Below are 20,806 nucleotides of genomic sequence, written 5' to 3'. Positions count from 1 at the left end.
CGGGGGCTCGTGCGCGGCCCCCTCAGGCGGAGCGGGCGGCCGGTGGGTGCTCGCAGTGCAGCTCGGGCGCGGGGTCGTTGCGGGAGCGGGGTGGTCGCCACGCCGGGTCGCGGCCGGTCAGGGCCAGGGCGCGGGGCAGGTCGTCGTCCTCCGCCAGGGCGATCGGGACGCGCGGGCCGAACAGGCCCGGCGTGCCGTCGAGCGGGCCGGCGGCGAGAAACTCGATCAGCGTGGCCAGGACGCGCGGATCCGCGGCGAAATCCTGACCGGTGGCGCGGGCCAGATCCCACCCGTGCACGACCAGCTCGATCGCCGCGACGATGCCCATCTCGTGAGCCGACATGGAGACGCCGCCGGCGCGCGCCGTGCCCAGCCAGGCCGACGGATCATTCCACGCGGTGACCAGCTCTTCCAGCAGGACCGGCAGGCGGCTGCGCCAGTGCGGCGACAGGTGGGCCGCGGACGGCGCCGGCGGCGGACCCGGCCCGAGCCCGTCCGCGCCCTTGCGAGCCGCCTGGGCGAACGCCTCGGCCAGGCTCATCAGATGATCGAGAAGGGTCGCGACGGTCCAGCCCGGGCACGGCGTCGACGCGATCAGCTCATGATCGTCCAGACCCAGCAGCAACGCCCTGATCTGACGAACCGGCGGGTCCAGATCCAGCGGCAGACGAGCGGCCACCATCATCCTCCTTCGGTTGTCGTGCCCCCACGGTACGAGGCGGGTACGACACTTTCCGGACCTCCGAACGCCGTTTTGGCACGTTGGGCGGCTTCCGGCGATCGATTCGTCCGCCTTCGCCACATCGACGGCTCCCGACCCGCCGCGGCGCCCGCCTGGATCGTGCCCCGCCGCGGTCACATTCGGTCAGCCGCCACCCACAGACTCACCGGCCCGCGAACTGGACCCCAGCAACAACTCGCGGACCTGGTCGGTCGCCAGCGGCCCCTCAAATGCCCCAAAACGCCCATGAACGCCAACCGAAACCCCGACCCGCGCGGCGCCTCACGGCCCTGCCGGAGCGTCACGGGTGCCCTGGGACAACCCGAGGCACCCCTTGATCAGCCGAAACCGCGACGTGCGCGGGCGGGTGGGTCAGGACGGGATCTGGATGTCCGAGGTCGGGCGGTTGTCCGGGAGGCCGCCCGGACCGGACGGCGAGCTCGGGTGGGACGCTCCGTGGATCGGGCCGCCGTTCGGCATCCCCGAGCCGGGCCGGGGCGGGATCGGGCCGGTCGCGGTGGACGCGCCCGGGCCGAACGCCGGAGCGGCCGGCATCGTCAGGTGCCCGTCGAGCAGGGGCGCGCCGGTGGTCTGCGCGGGATCGGAGGCCAGACCGGCGGACTGCATCCCACCGGACATCGGACCGGCGCCCATACCGGGCATCGGGCCGGACATCTGGCCGGGCATCGGGCCGGGCGGGGCCATCCCGGCGCCATACCCGAGCACGGGAACCGCGCCGGTGCCCGGCATCCCCGCCGGAATCGGGCCACTCCCCTGCGGCCCCATCGGCAGAGGACCGTTCCCCTGCTCCGCGTACTGGATCGGGACGTTGCTCTGCTCCGCGTACTGGATCGGAACGTTGCCCGGCTCCCCGAACGGGACCGGCTCCCCGAACGGGACCGGCTCGCCGTACTGAATCGGGGTGTTGTTCTGGGATCCGACCGGGACCGGGATGTTGGCCTGGGCGCCGGCCGGGACCAGGCCGGGGATGCCCTGGGCCGGCACGGGAACGGGCTGCGCCGGAGCGGGCACGCTCATCGGGATCGGCTGCGCCAGACCACCGATCATCTGCGGAGCGGCCGCCATCTGCGCCGGAGCCGCCATCTGCGGGTGCCGCTCCGGGGCGGCGGGCTGGGCCGGACCGGCGACCGCGGCCGCCACCAGGCGCCTCGCGATCTCGGGCGCGGCCGCCCAGTGCAGCCCCAGCTGGGAAGCGTGCACCTGGCGCCAGACGAAGCCCTCCGGGTTCCCGCCGGACCACGTCCACGCCGGGTTGGCGCCGGCCCGCGGCGTCACGATCGCGCGGTGCTGCTTGTACCCGGTGATGCGCGCGCCAGCCGGGGCCAGCACCGAGGTGCCGGGCGCGGTCGCCTCGCGGTACCCGGCGACGGTCTGCTCGCCGGTGGTGCCGGTGACGTCCAGCACCCCGCACATCGGGCGACCGTCGAGCTCCCGGCCCAGCCAGGGCAGCGCCACGCCCTCGGCGACGACCGGCCAGCCGTCGCGGGCGAACTGCGCCACGTCCGCGCAGAGCCGCCGGTTGGCGGAGAGCTCCTCGGCGTACCCCTCGGGCAGGCCGGAGCCGACGACCAGCGCGCGGGTCCCGGGCGGCAGCGACTCGTCGCGGAGCGGGTCGACGATGACGACCTCGGCGCCGGCCGCGGTGAGCAGTTCGGCGGTCTCCACGTACGTGTAGAAAGCCCCCGGACCACCGGCGAGCGCGACCACCGGGCGGCCCTCGACGGGTTCGCCGGCCTCGGCCGGTGTCCAGATCGGCCCGGGCAGCGCCGGCGCCGTGCCGGCCAGCGCCATCAGCCGGTCCAGGTCGAGCGACTGCGCGACCGCCTCACCCAGCCGGCGCACCGCGCGCCCGGCCTCGACGGTCCGGTGCGCGACCGGCACCAGGCCGTTCGCCCGGGTCGGCAGCACGTTGGGCAGGTCGCCACGGCGCAGCGCGCCGAGCACCGGCATGCCGATGTCGTCGAGGGCGCTGCGCAGCATCTGCTCGTGACGCGGCGAGGCCACCCGGTTCAGGATCACGCCGCCGAGGTGGACCATCTCGTCGAACATCCGGAAGCCGTGGACCAGCGCGGCGAGCGAGTGACCCATCGCGGCGACGTCGACCACCAGGGCGACCGGCGCGCGCAGCGCGGCCGCGACCGCGGCGGTGCCGTCAATCTCGGGCTGGCCGGTGAGGCTGTCGAACAGGCCCATCGCGCCCTCGATCACGGACAGTTGCGCCCCGGAGGCGCCGTGCCCGAACAGCGGCGCGATCCGCTGCGCGCCGACCAGGCGCGGGTCCAGGTTGCGGCCGGGGCGGCCGGCGGCGAGGCCGAGGTACGCCGCGTCGGTGTGATCGGGGCCGACCTTGAAGCCCGCCGTCGTGACGCCGCGGGCCGCCATCGCCGCGAGCAGACCGACGGCTATCGCGGTCTTGCCGTGGCCGGATGACGGCGCACTCACGACCAGACGAGGCTGGGCGGTGATCAATGTATCCCCCGGGTGGTTTCGCGTACCCGCGGTCACGTGATATCGGCCGCCGGAGTTCGCACAGTACCCGGCTGCGACGGCGGTTGCCGCCTCGCCGGGTAGCCTCAGGGGGTGTACCGGTTCCTGCTGACGCCCCGCTGGCTGGCCGCCGCGGTCCTGGCCGTGGTCGCCTCGGTGATCATGGTGATGCTCGGCAACTGGCAGCTCCGGCGGTATCACGAGCGCACCGACATCAACAACCGGATCGACGCGGCGGACTCGGCGCAGGCCGTCCCGTTCACCTCCGTGCTCGCCCCGCCGACCGCCCCGGGCACCGCCGGCGCGTCCCCGGGCAAGGCTCTGGCCTGGGCAAAGGTGACGGTGACCGGGCGTTACGACCCGGCCCACGAGATCCAGGCGCGGGGCCGCACGGTGAACGGTGACGTCGGCTTCGAGATCCTCACCCCACTGGTGCTCGCCGATGGCACCGCGGTGCTCATCGATCGCGGTTGGGTGCCACCGGCCGGCAACGGGGCGCTGGCCCCGCCGCGGGCTCCGGCCGCGCCGAGCGGCGAGGTGACCGTGATCGGTCAGGTGCACCTGTCAGAAAGTCGACCTGCCCCCATCGAGCGACGTGACGGCCGTCTCGATACCCGTCGGGTCAGTGTGCCGAAGCTCGCCCACGAGCTGCCGTTCCCCGTGTACGGAGCGTACGTGCTGCTCACCGAGCAGACCCCGGCGAACGACCCGGGCTTCGCGGCGATCCCGATCGATCACGAGGACGCCTGGCAGAACGGCGGATACGCCGTTCAGTGGTGGTTGTTCTCGGTCATGGCCCTGGCGCTCTTCGGCTATCAGGCCCGGCGTGAGGCACGCGGCGAGAACGTCCCGATCGGCGAGCAGCCCGCCCCCGACCGGGAGCCGGTGCCGGCCGCGGCCCGCCCCCGGGACCGCGTCGAGGCGGCCGACCAGCGCGACGCCGCCAAGGCCCGCCCGCGCGACCGGGTGGCCGACGCCGACCGGCGCAAGGCCGCCAAGGCCCGCCCGATGGACCGGGTGGCGGAGGCCGACCAGCGCCGCGCCGCCGAGGCCGCGACCCGGGATCGGGTCGAGGAAGCGGACCGGCGTCTCGCGGCGCAGAACGGCGCCGATTAATGTCCCGGTCATGACCTTCCCGCCGGACGATCCCTGGGGCACCCCCGCGCCGGCTCCGGGCAACCCTCCGCCACCGCCGCCGGGCGTCTCGGCGTTCCCGCCCGCGATCCCCCAGCAGGTCCCGTCCGGGTTCCCGGCGCCGGCCGCGTCCGGGCCGGTCATCGTGCAGATCGCGGAGATCGAGATCACCTCGACGACGATCCGCACCCCGGCCGGGGACTTCCCGCTCGCCGGCTCCCGCTGGCAGGTCAACGAGTTCTGGGTGACCCAGCGCCGGACACCGCTCTGGGCCAAGATCGCCGGGGTGGCGCTGGCCCCGTGCACGGCCGGGCTCGCACTGCTGCTCTTCCTGGTCAAGGAGTCGGTGCCGCTGGGCACCACGACGGTCACCCTCACCAGCGGGCCCCAGCAGTACGTGGCCCGCATCCCGGTGCACGACGAGGGGGACGTGATCACCATCAATCAGCAGGTCAATTACGTACGCAGTCTGGCGGCCCTATAAGCCGCGGCCGATCTCGCGCACCGCGCCGATGGTGTCCGCCTCCGCCGCGGACTTGTCCTCGCGATAGCGAAGGACCCGGGCAAACCGCAGCGCGACCCCGCCCGGATAGCGCGGCGACGTCTGCACCCCGTCGAACGCGACCTCGACGACCTGCACCGGCCGCACCCGCACCACCCAGCCGTCGTCCTCGACGGCCAGCTCCTTGAACCGCTCGGTCTGCCAGCGCAGCAGCTCGTCGGTGAGCCCCTTGAACGTCTTGCCGAGCATCACGAACCCGCCGGTCTCCGGGTCGCGGGCGCCGAGGTGCAGGTTGGACAGCCACCCCTTGCGCCGCCCGTGTCCCCACTCGACGGCCAGCACGACCAGGTCGAGGGTGTGCCGGGGCTTCACCTTGACCCAGGCGGAACCGCGCCGGCCCACGTCGTAGGCCGCGCCGGGCGCCTTGATCACGACGCCCTCCTGCCCGGCGGCCAGCGCGGCGGCGAACGCGGCGGCCGCCTGCTCCGCGGTCTCCACGGTCGTCCGCCCGACGATCAGGCCGGCCGGCAGCGCGTCGGCGAGCGCCGCCCAGCGCACCCGGCCCGGCTCGTCGAGCAGATCGGCGCCGTCCAGATGCAGAAGATCGAAGAAGTACGGCACCAGCGCGACCGGGTTCGCCTTCCCGCGCGTGGCCGCCCGGCTCGACGTCTCCTGGAACGGGCGGGGCCGGCCCTTCTCGTCCAGCGCCATCGCCTCGCCGTCCAGCACCACCTCGCGCAGCGGCAGCGCCCGGACCGCGGCCACCACCTCGGGCAGCCGCTCGGTGATCTCGTCCAGGCTGCGGGTGAAGACGGCCACCTCGTCGCCGGAGCGGTGCACCTGGATCCGGATGCCGTCCAGCTTCGTGTCGACGACCGCGGGCGTGCCGGTGGCCAGCAGGGCCGCGCCGACGTCCGGGGCGCTCTGCGCGAGCATCGGGGTGAGCGGGGTGCCGACCCGCAGGTGGATGTCGGCGAGCGCGGCCGATCCGCCGCTCAGGGCCGCGGCCGCGACCTGCTTGAGATCTCCGGAGAGAAGAAGCGCCCGGCGTACGGCGGCGACCGGCACCGCAGCGGCGACCGCGACCGCCTCGGCCAGCAGCCCGGCCTGCGCGCCCTGCCGCAACTCCCCGCCGAACAACCCGACCAGCAGCCGCTGCTCGTCCTCGGTCGCCGCCCCGAACAGCGCCCCGAGCAGCTCCCGCCGGCGCGCCTGCGACCCGGCGCCGGCCACGGTCGCGATCTCGGCGATCGCCGCGTCGACGCCGGCCACGGTCAGGCTCGGCGCCACGGCCGGCGCCGGCCGGGCCCGCAGACCGGCATAGCCCACCCCGGTCTGCCGCTGCCGCAGCTCACCGGCGAGGAACGCCGACCCGGCCGCGACCTCGTCCGGATCGAGCTGCCGCAGTGCACCGGCCAGCAACTCGATCTTCGCCTTCCGCCCACCGACCGCAGCAACAGCAGCCGACGTGGCAGCAATGTCTATGAACCGCACGACCCCATCCTGGCAGTGCTTGATGGCTCCGCTGCGCTCCGCGACAAAACGCCTGGTAACCGGTGTGGAGTCAGTTGCCTCCACACCGGCGGCGTTTTGCACTGGTGCTCACCGCCGGCGAGGTCAGGCGGCGCGGGGCTCGTCGATGCGGAAGCCTCGGGCGCGGACGGCGTCGGCGACGCGGGTCAGCTCGGCGTCCAGCCCGCAGAGCGCGCGGGACAGTTCGTCGAGATGGTCGGTGAGGGTGGAGTCGTCCCACCCGGAGACGTCGACGTCCCCCAGGGCTCGGACCGCGGCCCGCAGCCGCGCGATCGACTCGATCCGATCGCGGGTCCGGAGCCGATCCACGGTGGCGCGCGGGCCGGCGGGTTTGACCCGAGCCGCGCTGCCAACCGCATTGCCGCTGGGCCGGGCGCCGGCCGGCTGGACCCCGATCGAGGGAAGCGCAGTTATCGAACGCATGTTCGAATCCTAACAGGATCGATCGCCGATCACACCGCCATCGCGTGCCGGAACTTCGCCTCCGCGTCGGCCGGCTCGGCGCGCGACGCGACGAAGCCGTCCGGCCGGACCAGATAGAAGAAACCCGGTTTGAGGTACGTCGTCGGGGCCGCCGGGAAGATGTGCACCGGCAGGCCCAGATCCGGTGCTTCGGTGCCCTCCACCCCGCCGTACCCATGGATCTGCCAATCGGCGGTGCGAAGCACCCCGAAGTTTCCGCCGGCCCACGGCAGGCGGCGGCCGATCACCGGGTCGCGCCGGCCGTCCGGGGTGCGCGCGTCCGGGCCGATCGGATAGTGGATGCGCACCTGCGAGACGTACTGGAACAGCCGTGACCCGCCCGCCGAGCGCGGCAGCACCCGGGTCGCCAGCGGCGCGACCACCGGGATCAGCGCGGATCGCAGCACCCGGGCGGTCCGCCGGTCCGAGGTGATCGCCTGGAAGAGCCGGTCGGTGGTGGCGACGAGTGTCTTGGCGACCGGGCGGCGCTCCGCCTCGTACCGATCCAGCCAGGAGTCCTTACGCCGGCCCCGCAGCACGTCGGCGAGCTTGAAGGCCAGGTTGTGGGCGTCCTGCAGGCCGGTGTTCATACCCTGGGCGCCGACCGGCGAGTGCACGTGCCCGGCGTCCCCGGCGAGGAAGAACGGCCCGTCCCGGAACGCCGCGGCGATCCGGTGATGCACCCGGTACGTCGCGAACCAGCGCGCCTGCTCGTACGTCACCGCGAACGTCTCCCGGAGCCGGGACCGCACGTCCTCCTCGTCCAGCGCGCCGTCCCCGTCCTCGTCCCGGACCAGGCCGATCAGCCGCCAGTTCCCGTGCCCGGGCATCGGGAACGCCAGCAGGAACTCCCGGCCGCCCGGCCGCACGTTGACCGCGTCGGTGACCAGGCCGGCCGCCGCCGCGGCGTCGAGCACGTAGAACCGGTGCGCGCTGGTGCTGCCCTCGAAGGCGATCCGCCGGGCCTTGCGAACCGCCGAGTTCGTCCCGTCGCAGCCGACGCAGAACCGGGCCCGGACGGTGTGGTTGCCGACCTTCGCCTCGATGCCGTCCTCGACCTGGACGACCGCGGTCACCGGCGTCTCCCAGACCACGTCGCCGCCGTGTTTGCGCAGGTTGTCGTAGAGGATCTCCTCGTTGCGACTCTGTTCGAGGACCTCCAGGAACGGGTACGGCGTGACGCCCTTGCCGAGCGGCCCGAGCGGAATCCGCCCGAACACCCGGGCGCCGGTCCCGGGGGCCAGGCCCTCGGCCCGCCGGGCGGCCTCCAGCACCTCGTCGCCGATGCCGAGCTGGTCGTAGATCTCCAGGCTGCGCGCCTGGACGACGAGCGCCCGGGACTCGCGGGTGGGACCGTCCTTGCCGTCCACCACGAGCACCTGCACCCCGAGCCGGGTCAGCCAGTTGGCGAGCATCAGCCCGGTCGGACCGGCACCCACCACCAGGACCTCGCACGACAGCTCGGTCATCAGCGACTCCGTCCTACTTCACTTCGTCAGGGTCTCCGCAACGTTCTTGAGCAGCAGCGCCTCCGCGACGCAGACCCGCTCGAACTCGCCCAGGTGCAGGCTCTCGTTCGGCCCGTGGGCCGCGGACTGCGGGTCTTCGACACCGGTGACGAGGATCGTCGCACCGGGGAACAGCTCTTGGAAGGTGGCGATGAACGGAATCGATCCACCGATGCCCATGTCGACCGGTTCGGCCCCGTCCCACGCCGAGCGGAACGCGGCCCGCGCGGCGTCGTAACCGGGGCCGGTCGCGTCGATCACGCAGGGGTCGCCGTCGCTCTCCAGGGTCACCTCGACGTGCGCGCCCCAGGGGACGTGCTTCTCCAGGTGGGACTTGACGGCGGCGTACACCGACTTGGGGTCGTCGCCCGGCGCCACCCGTACGCCAATTTTTGCTTTTGCCGTCGCCTGCAAGGCGTTGGCGGCCTCCAGCGTGCGCGGCGCGTCGATGCCGAGCACCGAGATCGACGGCTTGGTCCAGACCCGGTCGGTGATCGTGCCGCGGCCGAGCATCGACACGCCGTCGAGCATGCCGGCCTCGTGGCGGAACCGGTCCTCCGGGTAGTCGACGCTCGCGCCCTCGCGGCCGACCAGCCCACCGACCGCGACCTCGCCGTCGTCGTCGTGCAGCGAGGTGAGCAGCCGGGACAGGGTCATCAGCGCGTCCGGCACGGCGCCGCCGAACATGCCGCTGTGCACGGCACTCCGCAGCACCTTGACCTCGACGAACAGGTTGACCAGGCCGCGCAGCGAGGTGGTCAGCGCGGGCCGGCCGATGTCCCAGTTCGCCGAGTCGGCGATCACGATCACGTCGGACCGCAGCTCCTCCAGGTGCGCCTGGATGATCTCGTCGAGGGAGTCCGAGCCGTACTCCTCCTCGCCCTCGACGAAGACGACGACGCCGACCGGCAGCTGGTCACCGAACGCCCGCAGCGCCGCGACGTGCGCCATCACGCCGGCCTTGTCGTCGGCGGCGCCCCGGCCGTAGAGCCGGCCGTCCCGCTCGACCGGCTCGAACGGCTCGCTGGCCCACAGCCCGGGATCGCCGGCCGGCTGCACGTCGTGGTGCGCGTAGAGCAGCACCGTCGGGGCGCCGGGCGGGGCGGGCCGGCGGCCGATCACCGCGGGCTGGCCGCCGTGCCGCACGATCTGCGTGTCGAGGCCGCAGCCCCGCAGCAGCTCGGCGACCGCCTCGGCGGAGCGCTCCACGTGCGAATGGTCGAAACCCTCGAAAGCGATGCCCGGGATCCGCACCAGCCGTTCCAGGTCGGCGCGGACACCGGGCATCTCCCGCGCGATCGTGTCGCGCAGCTCGGATTCAGTCAGGCTCATCGCCCGATCGTAATCAGCTCGCTTCGCCCTCGCCGCCGTTGCCGTCGCCGCGGGCCCGCCGGCGGGCGTCGCTCGCCCAGTTCATCGCCCGGCCGGCCGCCGCGCCGGCCATGTCCGTCGCGCCGTCGCCGACCTTGCGCAGCAGTCCGACCAGCGGATCCTGCGAATTCGCGAAATCTTCCTTGTACGACTTGGCGGCCGCCTTGACGTCCTCGGTGACCGACGAGTCGCCGTCCGAGTCGCGGTGCGGGTAGTCGCCGCCGAGAATCGCCGCGTACGCCCCGGAATCGACCCACTTGCGCAGCTCGGCAGCGCGGGCGACCGGGAACGGGTGGGTGCTCCAGGCGGTCATCCCCAGCTTGTGGATGCTGTCCCGGATGTCGCCGCCGCCCTCGTACTCCGCGGCCTGCTCCAGGAACGCGGTGGTGTCGATCTGCGACAAGTCGCCGCCGCCGGCCAGCTTCATCAGCAGCCGTAGCGAGGCCGCCGGGTCCTGCCCGGCGAGCAGACCGGCCCGGTCGGCGGAGAGCTCCGCCTTGCGCCACCACTCCAGCATCCCGGCGATGATCGCCCGCAGCGCGATCGCGCCGACCGGGATCCAGCTGATGTTCGCCGCCCAGCTGGTCAGGATCATCATGATGGTCTTGTAGACGGCGTGGCCGCTGCGCACGTGGCCCAGCTCGTGCCCGAGCACGGCCCGCAGCTCGTCGTCGTCGAGCTTCTCCACCGCACCCGTGGTGATCACGATGAACGGCTTGTCCAGACCGATCGCCGAACCGTTGATGATCGGCGACTGGGTCACGTAGAGCTCGGGCAGATCGGCGATGTCCAGCGTGCTGGCCGCCTCGGTGAAGCGCTGGTAGACCCGCGGGTACTGCCGGTGGTCGACGCGGATCGAGCCGGCCAGGTAGCTCAGCCGGAAACCACGCTCGTTCCACATCCCGAAGAACGTCTTCACCACGTCGTCGAAGCCACGCAACTCGCGCAAGGCGGAGAGCGCGCCCCGGTCGGCCGGATGCTCCCAGGCCCGCGAGCTGATCCCGGTCAGCGTGACGCGGCGGCGTACCGGCCGGTTCTCGTCATCGGTCGTCATGGATCCCACCCCGTCTTTTTGGGTACGGCGGTCGTTTCGGCACGGCTTTCAAACCCCATTTGGGTACGGCCTTCAGCCGCGCCGGACCCAACGTACGCCCGGAGTGCAACGCTGTCGTCAGGGTCGGACCCCTACGGGGCACCCGGGGGGACGAACGACATTCCTGGTGGCGGGCCGTTTTCCACCAGCCGCCGGAGCGCCACGGTGTCCAGGTGCTCGGCCACCAGATCGCCCAGCACGTCCAGGGCACGCTCGCGGATCGTGGCGTAGCGGGTGTCCGGCGCGACCGTGAACCCGTGCCGGCCCGCCTGCGCGGCGGCCGCGGTCAGGAAGCGGCGACGGAACTCGTCCGACTCGAACGCGCCGTGCCAGTGCGTGCCGTAGACGTTGCCGGCCACGGCGCCCTCCGGGCGGCCGTCGGCGTAGTGCAACAACGGTTGCGGGGCGCCGGTGGCGACGTACCCATGATGAATCTCGTAGCCGCGCACCGGCGCGCCCAGCCCGGCGCCCTCGGCGTGCGCCAGGGTCTTGCGGGCCGCGAAGGTGATGCCGACCGGCAGCAGGCCGAGCCCCGGCACCACGCCGTGCCCGCTCTCCACCTCGTCGTCGATGCTCTCGGCCAGCATCTGGAAGCCACCACACACGCCGACCAGCGGCTTTCCGGCCGCGGCGTGCGCCCGGACCGCGTCCGCCAGCCCGGTCCCGCGCAGCCAGGCCAGGTCGCTGACGGTGGCCTTGGAACCCGGCAGCATCACCAGGTCCGCGTCGGCGACGTCACCGGGCTCGACGGTCAGATGCACCCGCACACCCGGCTCGGCGGCGAGCGCCTCGGCGTCCGTCGCGTTCGAGATCCGCGGCAGGCGGATCACCGCGACCCGCAGCCAGTCCCGGCCCCGGGGCGGGCCCGGGCGGCCCAGCGTCGTCCCGTACGCCAGGGAGTCCTCGGCGTCCAGCCAGATGTCCCGGTGGAACGGCAGCACGCCGAGCACCGGCCGGCCGGTGACCGCGGTGATCATGTCGTTGCCCGGCCGGAGCAGGCCCAGATCGCCGCGGAACTTGTTCGTCACGAAACCGGCGACCAGCGCCTGGTCCTCCGCCGAGAGCAGCGCCAGCGTGCCGAAGAACGCCGCGAAGACACCGCCGCGGTCGATGTCGCCGACCACGATCGCCGGCAACCGGAACCGCCGGGCCAGACCCATGTTGACGAAATCGCCCTCCCGCAGGTTGATCTCGGCGGGGCTGCCGGCGCCCTCGCAGATCACCGCGTCGTACTCGGCGCGCAGCTCGGCCAGCGCGGCCCAGGCGACCTCGGCGAGCTTCGGGCGCAGCTGCCGGTAGTTGCCGGCGGTGACCGTGTCGACCGCCTCGCCGAGCAGGACGACCTGGCTCGAGCGGTCGCTGCCGGGCTTCAGCAGGACCGGGTTGAAGCGCAGGTCCGGGGCCAGGCCGGCGGCTTCGGCCTGCATCGCCTGGGCCCGGCCGATCTCGCCGCCGCGGCCGTCCGGGGCGAGGACGACCACGGAGTTGTTGGACATGTTCTGGGCTTTGAAGGGGGCTACCCGGACGCCTTCGCGGTGCAGCCAGCGGCAGATTCCGGCGGTGAGGATGCTCTTGCCGGCGTCCGATGTGGTTCCCGCCACCAGGAGGCCGCCGGTCATGGTCTGCGGCCCTTCGGGCCCCGCCCCCGCCCCCGCCGCCACCACCTGATCATCGCGAAACGCCCTTTCCGTCGGCGCCGGCCCGCTGCAGCACCGCGCCCAGTCCACCCCGGACCAGCGCACCCCCGGCCGCCACCAGCACCGCCACCGCCCCGACCGCCCCGGAAACCCGGGCCGCCCGCTTCAGATGCACAGCCTTCGGCCGCGGCCCGTCCCCGAGGAACGGCCGCGTCTCACTACGTCCGAAATAGACGTTTCGTCCGCCGAGGCGCACCCCGAGCGCCCCGGCCATCGCCGCCTCGCACTGCCCCGAGTTCGGCGACGGATGATCCCCGCGATCCCGCCGCCACACCCGCCACGTCTCCCGGGGCGATCCACCGGCGATCGGCGACACCGCGATCGTCAGCAGCCCGGTCAGCCTCGACGGCACCAGGTTGAGCAGGTCGTCGAGCCGGGCCGAGGCCGTCCCGAACCGCGCGTACCGCGCCGACCGATGCCCGACCATCGCGTCCAGCGTGTTGGCCGCCCGGTAGCCGAGCAGCCCGGCCGGCCCGAGCACGGCCCCCCACAGCAGCGGGGCGACGACCGCGTCGGAGGTGTTCTCGGCGACCGATTCGACCGTCGCCCGGGCGAGCTCCGGCTCGTCCAGCGCCGCCGGGTCCCGCCCGCACAGGTGGTTGAGCCGCCCGCGGGCCGCCGCGAGGTCGCCGGACTCCAGGTGACGGGCCATCGTCCGGGACTCCTTGCGGAGGGTCCGGCCGCCCAGCACGGTCCAGGTCGCGGCGGTGGTGAGCGCGAACCGCGCGGCCGGCACGGGCCGGGTGGCCCGCGCGGCGGCCAGGCCGGCGAGCACCGGCACGCCGACCGCCACCGCGGTGAACACCGCCCCGGACCGGCGTCGTGGCTGGTAGAGCCGGCGTTCCAGGGCGCCGGCCGCGGTGCCGAAGCCGGCCACCGGGTGGAACCGGCGCGGGTCGCCGAGCGCGGCGTCGAGCAGGTATCCGGCGATCAGCCCGGCCGCGTCCGCGGTCCACCGGTACGGCACGTGTCTCCTCACCGTTCCTTGTCAGAAGCTCTGGTCAGCGGCCGAACGGGGTCAGGTCGAACGCCCAGACGGCCATCGCCGCCGGTTCCGCCTCGGGGTACGGCACCGGCTCCAGTGCACCCCACTGGATCGAGCCGGGGGCGCGGTCCACCAAAAACTCCATGACGATGGCGTGCAGGTCGTCGGTCACCTCGTGGGCGCTCGGGAACACCAGGTCGCTCGGCTTCCGGGTGCCGGCCGAGCAGCGCAACTGCCCGGCCTCCCCGTCGTGCCACACGTAGAACGTCGCGGTCCCCCGGTGGCCGGACGCGGCCACCTGGTCCCGCAGCAGGACCGCGGTCTCCTCGAACGCGGTCACCACCTCGTCGGCCGACATGCCCATGCGTTCGTGCGGTGGGGCGCCGAACCAGTTCGTGTTGGCGAGCTCGGCGTCCTGATCGTCCGGCGAGAGCACGATCGACTCACCGGCGATGGCACGGATGTCCTTCAGCATCACCGCTTCAGTCTGCCGGTTGGGGTTGTCTTGAGACCAATCGGGCCGCTCGGCCGGGCGGCCGGGACACGCGGCACGATCGGCCCATCCCGATCGAGGGATTCACGTTCCCGCAACCGGCGGCCCGGCCTCGGACCCCGACACGGCCGGGCCGCCGGGCGCCGCCCACCCCGGCGGGTCCGCAGGGAGAGACCCGCGGGGTGGCGGCTATCGGGAAGGTCTCAGGCGGCCACCGGCTCCCGCCTCGTCCGGCGGGTGCGCCGGCCCTCGGTGACGACGGTCTCGGAGCCGGTCGGCTCGGCCGGCCCGGTCGGCGGCTCCTCGTCCGGCTTCTCCTCGTCCGGCTTCCCGTCCTCCGGGCCGGTCAGGCCGGCCACCACCTCGAGGAAGTCCGGCTCCATCTCGCCCAGGACCGGGTCGGGCAGGCCGTCGCCGAGCTTGATCGGGCCGTCGGTCACCAGCTCGGACTGCTCGCCGCCGACCATCGACTCGGACTCGGCGTCCTCGATCGCGGTGGTGCCGAGCGGCCGGGTGCGGTAGAACCTGGTCCGGCCGCGGGCTAGGTCGTGCCCGATCGCGTGCGCCTCCATCTCGTACGCGGTGCGGTGGTTGCCCTCCTCGTCGTCCCAGTCCCGGGTGTAGATGCGGCCGAACACGACGAGCGGATCACCGACGTTGATCGAGGCGGCGACGCCCTCGGCGAGCCGGCGCCAGGCGGAGACCCGGATCCGCAGCGTGTTGCCGTCCACCCAGCAGCGGTTCTCCCGGTCGTACCGGCGTGCCGTGGACGCGATCCGGAAGTTCGCCACGAGCTGGTTGGACTCCCGGGTACGGCGCCACTCCGGCTTGGTCAGCACGTTGCCGACGATGGTGACGTTGGTGTCGAACACTGAATCTCTCCTTGTCGTCAGGACCCGCCGGCGAGATGTCGGCGCGGCGGACGCTCAGAGATTGGCCCGGCCGGCGGCGCGGCGCGGAGCTGCCTGTGGACAGGCCGGGAATGTGGACGACGAACCGGGACCGTGGTGGATCTGATATGGCGCGCCACCCCATACCCACGGGTAACCTGTCCGGGTGGAGACCGACGTCCTGGGCTGGCCGTATGAGCGGCACACCATCGAGCTGGGCAACGACGACGAGGGCCCGGTCGTGGCCACCCTCGTCCGTCGGCGCGCGGAGCAGCCGACCCGCCGGGCGGTGTTGCACGTCCACGGGTTCGTGGACTATTTCTTCCAGACCCACATGGCGGATTTCTTCGTCGAACAGGGCTGGGATTTCTACGCGCTCGACCTGCGGAAGTACGGGCGCAGCCTGCTCCCGCACCAGACGCCGAACTTCGCCCGCAGCCTCACCGACTACTACCCGGAGCTGGACGAGGCGGCCCGGATCATCCGCGAGCAGGACGGGCACCACCAGCTGCTGGTGACCGGGCACTCGACGGGCGGGCTGATCACGTCGCTGTGGGCACACTCACGTCGCGGTCAGGGCATCGTCGACGGACTGTTTTTGAACAGCCCGTTCTTCGACTTCAACCTGCCCTGGGCGGTGCGCCGGCCGGCCATGTCGGTCGTGATCGCGCTCACCGGGCGTACCCCGTACAAAAAAATGCCCACCAGCGGCCTCGGCCTCTATGGGCAGAGCTTGCACCGGGATTACCAGGGTGAATGGTCTTATGACCTGGCGTGGAAGCCGATTCTCGGCTTCCCGGTCACGATGGGCTGGCTCGCGGCCATCCGGCGCGGGCAGCGCCGGCTGCAGGCCGGTCTCGGCATCGACGCGCCCGTGCTGGTCGCCTGCTCGGACCGGACCTACCGCGGCAAGGCGTGGCACGACGACGTGCACGTGACCGATTCTGTTCTCGACGTGGAGCACATCGTGCGGTGGGCGCCGGGGCTCGGCCCGCGGGTGTCGATCGCCCAGTTCAACGGCGGTAAGCACGACCTGACGCTGTCCGGCAAGGAGGTCCGCGCCGAGGTCTTCCGCGAGGTGGGGCGCTGGGTCGAGGCGTACCTGCCGGCGCCGGGCACGCCGGAGATCGAGATCCCGCCCGCACCGGAGGATCAGGGCGGCCGGGCCATGGCGCTGGAAGCGGCCGAGGCGGCTGTCGAGAAGGCGGCCGACGAGGCGGACGACAAGTCCGGCACTACCGCTTAGTATGTGCTGGCCAGCGCTCGTAGCTCAGCGGATAGAGCACCGGACTTCTAATCCGATGGTCGCAGGTTCGAATCCTGCCGGGCGCGCCTCGACCCCCTGATCTGGGCCTCAGATCAGGGCGGGTCGGCGGGGAGCGCAGCCGGTATTCTCACCCGCATGATCGCCAGCCTGCTGTTCGCCGTCGCCGCGGTTGCTCTTGCGGTGGGGGCGGTGCTCGGTTATGTCCTCGCCCGCGCCCAGTGCCGTGCCAACCGCCACCTGGACGCGGTCGCGATCGTCACCAGGCTGGAGGAGCAGGCGGCCGGCACCGGGCGATAAGCCCGGCACCGGCCACCAGCGTCAGGCGGCGGCGAGCGCCTCGGTCGGCGCGAGCCGGGCCGCCCGCACCGCCGGGTAGAGGCCGGCCACCGCCCCGATCACCACGGTCGCGCCGAGACCACCGAGGACCACCCAATTCGGTACGACCGTCGGCCAGTCCCGCGACACCGCATACGCCGCGGTCACCACGAACCCGCCGAGCACCCCACCCGCCCCACCGAGCGCCGACAGCAGCAGCGACTCGGCCACGAACTGGGTGCGGATGTTCCCCCGGGTGGCCCCCAGCGACCGCCGCAGTCCGATCTCGGCCCGCCGTTCGAGCACCGAGATGACCATGGTGTTGGCCACCCCGATGCCGCCGACCAGGAGCGCGACCGCGCCGAGCCCGAGCAGCAGCGAGTTGTACGTCTTGTTCGCCGCCCGTTTCGGTGCGAGCGCCTCGGACGGCTTGGAGACGTTCACCTCGTCCGGGCTGGACGGGTTGGCGGTGGCGGCGAGGACCGCCCGGACGTTCTCCACCTGTGATTCCACGGACCGGGTGTAGATCGTGGTGGCGTGCCCGTCGAAGTCCAGATAGGTCTTCGCCGCGTCCCACCCGATCAGCACCGCTCTGTCCAGTTCCGGCGCGAGCGGCACGCTGTCGAGCACGCCGACCACCCGGTACCAGCGCCCACCGATGTAGACCGACGGCACGTCGCCGAGCCGCCGGGCGGCGGTCTCGCCGAGCACCACGGCCGGGTACCTGGCCGTCGCCGCGTTCAGCCAGACACCGTGGTCGACCGTCGCGCCGACGGTCTTGAGCAGGTCGAGCTGGGCCGCGAGCAGCGACAGGCCGCCGGTCTCGCCGACCGGGATCTTGTCGGACCGGTAGACCGGGGTGCCGGAGATCGTGCCGGTCGCGGTCGCCCCGGTGACCGGCCCGATCCGCCGGATCATCCCGAGGGCCTCGTCGGGCAGGGTCGCCTCGTCGCCGAACATGGTGTTGCCCGGCGCGACGGTCAGCATGTTGGTGCCCAGTTCGGCGAGGGCCCGGTCCAGCGCGGCCTGGCTGGAGGTGCCGATGCCGACGACGGCGACCATCGCGGCGATGCCGATGGCGATGCCGAGCGCGGACAGGACCGCCCGCAGCGGCCGGGCCCGCAGTCCCGAGCCGCCGAGCCGGAACAGGTCGGCGGAGCTGAGCCGGGCCGGGCGCAGGGTTCGGGCGCGGGGCATCTAGACCACCCGCCCGTCCCGCATCGGCACCTGGCGGGGCAGCGATGCGGCGATCTCGTGGTCGTGGGTGATCACCAGGACGGTGGTGCCGGCCGCGTTCAGCTCGCGCAGCAGGTCGACGACGCCGGCGCCGGAGGCCGAGTCCAGGTTGCCGGTGGGCTCGTCGGCCAGCAGGACCGCCGGGTCGCCGGCGACGGCGCGGGCGACCGCGACCCGCTGCCGCTCTCCTCCGGAGAGCTGATGCGGGCGATGCCCGAGGCGGTCACCCAGGCCGACCCGGATCAGGGCGGCCTCGGCGAGACGTTCCCGATCTTTCTTGGGTACGCCGGAGTACAGCAGCCCGTCCGCGACGTTGGCCACCGCGTCCCGTCCGGGTGCCAGGTGGAACTGCTGGAAGACGAATCCGATCGAGCGGGCCCGCAGTGCCGACAGCTGCCGGTCGGTGAGCGCCGACACGTCGTGGCCGTCGATCCGGATCGTGCCGGACGTGGGTCGGTCCAGGGTGCCGATCATGTGCAGCATGGTCGACTTGCCGGAGCCGGACGGCCCGACGATCGCGATCAGCTCGCCGGCCCGTACGGTCAGGTCGACGTCGCGCAGCGCGGTGACGCCGCCGGGGTAGGTCTTGGTCACCCGGTTCAGCTCGATGACCGGTCCGGTGCCGGTCGCGGCCCCGGCCGGCTCGCTCAGTTCGATCACCGAGCTCATGCCGGGACCCCCACTTTCATGCCCTCGGCGATCCCGCCGCCGGACACCTCGACCCGGCCGTCGGCGAACAGGCCGGTCTCGACCGCCACGATCCTGGTGGTGGTGCCGTCGACGACCTGCAGGCCGTAGCCGCCCTCGGCGAGGGCCAGCAGCGCGTTGATCGGGACGGTCAGCACGTTCGCGCGCTGGGCGGCGACGAAGAGCACGGTCACCGCCGCCGCGTCCAGCCCGGCCGGGGCCTTGGCGAACGCGATCGTCACGTTGATCTTCGTGGTGTCGTCCTCGTTCGGGTTGTCCGCCTGCTCGACGGTGGTCGCCACCTCGGCGATCCGCGCGTCGACCGTCTTGCCGTCCGGCAGGGTGACCTGGACCTTCGCACCCTTCTTGGCGATCCGCTGGTCGGCGACGTCCAGCTTGACCGTGGCGACCCGGCCGGTGCCGCTGATCTGCATCACCTCGCTGCCGGGCTGGGCGGCCGCGCCGGGCTCGACGGTGCGGGAGTCGACGCGTACCGCCGTGGGCCGGAAGACGACGCGGCCCAGTTCGACCGTGCCGGTCTCGTCCAGGCCGAGGTCGTCCTGCCAGTCCTCGACCGCGGCGGCGGTGGACGAGGTGTACTCGCTGTCGACCGTGAAGCCGCGGTAGCCCAGCGCCCACAGGTTCTGTTCCAGCTGCTTGACGTCGGTGCCCTTGTCGCCGGAGCGCAGGTCGCGGTAGGCCGGCAGGGAGCCGTACAGCAGCAGGACCGGGTCGCTGTCCACTTTGTACAGCGGCTTGCCGCGCGCGACCGTGGCGCCGACCGCCGGCATCCAGGTGACCGTGCCGCTGAGCCGCGTGGCGAGCGCGGTCGTGTCGCCGTACCCCAAGGATCCGTCGTGGCTCTCCTTGTCGACCAGGGTGGCCTTCGTGACGTCGGCGGTCGCCGCGGGCTGGTCACCACTGCCGGCTTGCGCCGGATCCTCCGCCTTCGGCAAACCCCCCAGCAGTACGTACGCGGTCACGCCCGCGGCCACCAGCCCACCGGCCACCGCGGCGGTCGTCCATCTCCGGTTCATGCCCCGCCGCCCTGGGTCTCGGTGCTCTTCTCCTCGCCGCCACCGGTCTCGGTGCCCTGCTGCCCGCCGGGCCCCTTCGGCCGGTACTTGTCGCACTTCTTCTGCGCGGCCTGGAACGACGGTGAATTCGGGTCGATGCCCATCTTCGAGTCGATCGCGATCCCGCCGTCGGGCTGCGGGTCGGGGAAGTTCGGCACCCCGTTCTCCCGCATGCACTTGGCCATCTGCCGGGCGATCTCGAGGTCCTCGGCGCTGGGCTTCGGGGCGTTCTCGCCGTTCGGCGCCCACTGCCGGCAGGCCTGCTCCGCCTTGTTGAAGTCCTCTTTCTTGACGCTGTCCGGGACCCGGACGGACAGCTGGCCGTTGCTCGGATCGGGGAACCACGTCATCCCGTGCTCCCGCATGCACTTGGAGTACTTCAGCGGGGCGTCCGGGTCCTCGGTCCGGCTCGCGGTCGGGCTCGCGCCCGGCGCGGCGCTCTGCGCGGTGGCCACGCCCGGGTCACTGGCCGCGGGCTTCGCGCAGCCCGCTGTGATCGCCGCGAGCAGCACGCCGAGTGCCAGAATCGTTCTGGTCCTCATCGTCGTCTCCTTCGCCGGCAGCCCTCCGGCCGCCACGCACCGAAGTAGAGCGGGGGGCGGGTTTCCCGGGCGTCACGAAAAACGGTGACGCCGAGTTGACAGCGGGCCTTGCGACTATGGACGGATGCGGATCCTGGTGGTCGAGGACGAACCGCTGCTGGCCGATGCGGTGGCGCAGGGCCTGCGGCACGAGGCGCACGCGGTCGACGTCGTCTACGACGGCGGCTCCGCCCTGGAACGGATCGACGTGAACGACTACGACGTGGTGGTGCTGGACCGGGACGTGCCGGTGGTGCACGGCGACAAGGTCTGCCAGGTGCTGGCCGAGCGCAACGCCGACATCCGGGTGCTGATGCTGACCGCGGCGGCCGGCGTCGACGACCGGGTGGCCGGGCTCGCCCTGGGCGCCGACGACTACCTGCCGAAGCCGTTCGCGTTCCGGGAGCTGTCGGCCCGGGTCGCGGCGCTCGGCCGGCGGGCCCGGCCGGCCGCTCCCCCGGTGCTGCGCCGGGCCGGGATCAGCCTCGATCCGTACCGGCGGGAGGTGCACCGCGACGGGCGGTACGTCCCGCTCTCCCGCAAGGAGTTCGCGGTGCTGGCCGAGCTGCTGCGGGCCGACGGCACCGCGGTCTCCGCCGAGACGCTGCTGGAGAAGGCCTGGGACGAGAACGCCGATCCGTTCACCCACGCCGTCCGGATGACCATCCTCAAGCTCCGCCGCAAGCTCGGCGATCCGCCGGTGGTGCTGACCGAGCCGGGAGTGGGGTACCGGATCCGATGAACCTC

19 protein-coding genes, 1 tRNA gene and 1 pseudogene are annotated in these 20,806 nt (G+C 72.9%); 6 read left to right on the top strand and 15 right to left on the bottom strand.

The genetic code is table 11. From position 1 onward, the window contains the following. Positions 1-22 precede the first annotated feature (22 nt). Positions 23-682, bottom strand: coding sequence for a TIGR03086 family metal-binding protein (locus tag L3i22_RS05995; RefSeq protein ID WP_255657986.1), 660 nt, complete (start codon positions 680-682; stop codon positions 23-25). Positions 683-1,093: 411 nt separating this feature from the next. Beyond that, entirely contained in the window at positions 1,094-3,184 is a 2,091-nt protein-coding gene (locus L3i22_RS05990) for a cobyrinate a,c-diamide synthase (protein ID WP_255657985.1), read from the bottom strand. Positions 3,185-3,322: 138 nt separating this feature from the next. On the opposite strand from L3i22_RS05990, the pseudogene L3i22_RS05985 reads away from it, so the two are divergent. Together L3i22_RS05985 and L3i22_RS05980 are read left to right on the top strand one after the other, a co-directional pair. Beyond that, positions 3,323-4,129: pseudogene (locus L3i22_RS05985) on the top strand (SURF1 family protein); the annotation flags it as partial. A 226-nt stretch (positions 4,130-4,355) separates the two neighbouring features. Further along, the gene (locus L3i22_RS05980) at positions 4,356-4,847 is read left to right on the top strand and encodes a hypothetical protein (RefSeq protein ID WP_221325992.1); all 492 of its coding nucleotides are present in this window, start codon (positions 4,356-4,358) and stop codon (positions 4,845-4,847) included. On the opposite strand, the gene L3i22_RS05975 is transcribed toward L3i22_RS05980, so the two are convergent. From L3i22_RS05975 to L3i22_RS05935, 9 genes are all read right to left on the bottom strand, one after another. After that, positions 4,842-6,359 (bottom strand): ATP-dependent DNA ligase, encoded by a 1,518-nt coding sequence (locus L3i22_RS05975; RefSeq protein WP_221325991.1) that lies wholly within the window; start codon positions 6,357-6,359, stop codon positions 4,842-4,844. The genes L3i22_RS05980 and L3i22_RS05975 overlap by 6 nt on opposite strands. A gap of 123 nt (positions 6,360-6,482) precedes the next feature. Then, entirely contained in the window at positions 6,483-6,680 is a 198-nt protein-coding gene (locus L3i22_RS05970) for a hypothetical protein (protein ID WP_221329805.1), read from the bottom strand. 170 nt (positions 6,681-6,850) lie between these two features. Next, positions 6,851-8,329, bottom strand: coding sequence for an FAD-dependent monooxygenase (locus L3i22_RS05965; protein WP_221325990.1), 1,479 nt, complete (start codon positions 8,327-8,329; stop codon positions 6,851-6,853). 18 nt (positions 8,330-8,347) lie between these two features. Then, positions 8,348-9,694, bottom strand: coding sequence for a dipeptidase (locus tag L3i22_RS05960; RefSeq protein WP_370644522.1), 1,347 nt, complete (start codon positions 9,692-9,694; stop codon positions 8,348-8,350). A 19-nt stretch (positions 9,695-9,713) separates the two neighbouring features. Beyond that, positions 9,714-10,793: a M48 family metallopeptidase gene (locus L3i22_RS05955; protein WP_221325988.1), complete on the bottom strand. Its 1,080-nt coding sequence runs from the start codon at positions 10,791-10,793 to the stop codon at positions 9,714-9,716. Positions 10,794-10,924: 131 nt separating this feature from the next. Further along, complete coding sequence (locus L3i22_RS05950; RefSeq protein ID WP_221325987.1) at positions 10,925-12,451, bottom strand: cobyric acid synthase; 1,527 nt, start codon at positions 12,449-12,451, stop codon at positions 10,925-10,927. Between the two features lie 49 nt (positions 12,452-12,500). After that, positions 12,501-13,496, bottom strand: coding sequence for a cobalamin biosynthesis protein (locus tag L3i22_RS05945; protein WP_221325986.1), 996 nt, complete (start codon positions 13,494-13,496; stop codon positions 12,501-12,503). Between the two features lie 34 nt (positions 13,497-13,530). Then, positions 13,531-13,989, bottom strand: coding sequence for a hypothetical protein (locus tag L3i22_RS05940; RefSeq protein WP_221329804.1), 459 nt, complete (start codon positions 13,987-13,989; stop codon positions 13,531-13,533). 221 nt (positions 13,990-14,210) lie between these two features. Continuing rightward, a complete protein-coding gene (locus L3i22_RS05935) occupies positions 14,211-14,879 on the bottom strand; it encodes a single-stranded DNA-binding protein (RefSeq protein WP_221325985.1) in 669 nt (222 codons plus the stop codon). Positions 14,880-15,063: 184 nt separating this feature from the next. Between L3i22_RS05935 and L3i22_RS05930 the strand changes: the two genes are divergently transcribed. From L3i22_RS05930 to L3i22_RS05920, 3 genes are all read left to right on the top strand, one after another. Next, complete coding sequence (locus L3i22_RS05930; RefSeq protein WP_221325984.1) at positions 15,064-16,143, top strand: alpha/beta hydrolase; 1,080 nt, start codon at positions 15,064-15,066, stop codon at positions 16,141-16,143. Between the two features lie 13 nt (positions 16,144-16,156). Next, positions 16,157-16,229 (top strand) — tRNA-Arg (locus L3i22_RS05925). A gap of 70 nt (positions 16,230-16,299) precedes the next feature. Next, a complete protein-coding gene (locus L3i22_RS05920; RefSeq protein WP_221325983.1) occupies positions 16,300-16,461 on the top strand; it encodes a hypothetical protein in 162 nt (53 codons plus the stop codon). A 21-nt stretch (positions 16,462-16,482) separates the two neighbouring features. Here the strand turns inward: L3i22_RS05920 and L3i22_RS05915 are convergent, their stop codons facing one another. Genes L3i22_RS05915 through L3i22_RS05900 form a run of 4 tightly spaced genes read right to left on the bottom strand, consistent with a single transcriptional unit; the run spans position 16,483 to position 20,020 of the window. Continuing rightward, entirely contained in the window at positions 16,483-17,676 is a 1,194-nt protein-coding gene (locus tag L3i22_RS05915) for an ABC transporter permease (RefSeq protein ID WP_221325982.1), read from the bottom strand. Next, on the bottom strand, positions 17,677-18,384 hold the full coding sequence (locus L3i22_RS05910; RefSeq protein WP_221325981.1) for an ABC transporter ATP-binding protein: 708 nt from the start codon (positions 18,382-18,384) through the stop codon (positions 17,677-17,679). Next, the gene (locus L3i22_RS05905) at positions 18,381-19,439 is read right to left on the bottom strand and encodes an efflux RND transporter periplasmic adaptor subunit (protein WP_221325980.1); all 1,059 of its coding nucleotides are present in this window, start codon (positions 19,437-19,439) and stop codon (positions 18,381-18,383) included. The genes L3i22_RS05910 and L3i22_RS05905 overlap by 4 nt, the downstream gene beginning before the upstream one ends. Continuing rightward, positions 19,436-20,020: a hypothetical protein gene (locus L3i22_RS05900; protein ID WP_221325979.1), complete on the bottom strand. Its 585-nt coding sequence runs from the start codon at positions 20,018-20,020 to the stop codon at positions 19,436-19,438. Before L3i22_RS05900 ends, L3i22_RS05905 begins: the two co-directional genes overlap by 4 nt. 124 nt (positions 20,021-20,144) lie before the next feature. On the opposite strand from L3i22_RS05900, the gene L3i22_RS05895 reads away from it, so the two are divergent. Further along, the gene (locus L3i22_RS05895; RefSeq protein ID WP_221325978.1) at positions 20,145-20,801 is read left to right on the top strand and encodes a response regulator transcription factor; all 657 of its coding nucleotides are present in this window, start codon (positions 20,145-20,147) and stop codon (positions 20,799-20,801) included. The last annotated feature ends 5 nt before the right edge of the window (positions 20,802-20,806 follow it).

It is taken from the genome of Actinoplanes sp. L3-i22, from assembly GCF_019704555.1.
Taxonomy (GTDB): domain Bacteria; phylum Actinomycetota; class Actinomycetes; order Mycobacteriales; family Micromonosporaceae; genus Actinoplanes.
The sequence above is the reverse complement of the archived record's forward strand: the minus strand, read 5'-3'. Positions and strand labels throughout refer to the sequence as shown.

Coding starts and splice junctions, on each gene's coding strand:
- L3i22_RS05905 (WP_221325980.1), bottom strand. CDS start 19,439: ATGAACCGGAGATGGACGACCGCCGCGGTGGCCGGTGGGCTGGTGGCC.
- L3i22_RS05950 (WP_221325987.1), bottom strand. CDS start 12,451: ATGACCGGCGGCCTCCTGGTGGCGGGAACCACATCGGACGCCGGCAAG.
- L3i22_RS05920 (WP_221325983.1), top strand. CDS start 16,300: ATGATCGCCAGCCTGCTGTTCGCCGTCGCCGCGGTTGCTCTTGCGGTG.
- L3i22_RS05910 (WP_221325981.1), bottom strand. CDS start 18,384: ATGAGCTCGGTGATCGAACTGAGCGAGCCGGCCGGGGCCGCGACCGGC.
- L3i22_RS05980 (WP_221325992.1), top strand. CDS start 4,356: ATGACCTTCCCGCCGGACGATCCCTGGGGCACCCCCGCGCCGGCTCCG.
- L3i22_RS05965 (WP_221325990.1), bottom strand. CDS start 8,329: ATGACCGAGCTGTCGTGCGAGGTCCTGGTGGTGGGTGCCGGTCCGACC.
- L3i22_RS05895 (WP_221325978.1), top strand. CDS start 20,145: ATGCGGATCCTGGTGGTCGAGGACGAACCGCTGCTGGCCGATGCGGTG.
- L3i22_RS05915 (WP_221325982.1), bottom strand. CDS start 17,676: ATGCCCCGCGCCCGAACCCTGCGCCCGGCCCGGCTCAGCTCCGCCGAC.
- L3i22_RS05900 (WP_221325979.1), bottom strand. CDS start 20,020: ATGAGGACCAGAACGATTCTGGCACTCGGCGTGCTGCTCGCGGCGATC.
- L3i22_RS05995 (WP_255657986.1), bottom strand. CDS start 682: ATGGTGGCCGCTCGTCTGCCGCTGGATCTGGACCCGCCGGTTCGTCAG.
- L3i22_RS05955 (WP_221325988.1), bottom strand. CDS start 10,793: ATGACGACCGATGACGAGAACCGGCCGGTACGCCGCCGCGTCACGCTG.
- L3i22_RS05940 (WP_221329804.1), bottom strand. CDS start 13,989: ATGCTGAAGGACATCCGTGCCATCGCCGGTGAGTCGATCGTGCTCTCG.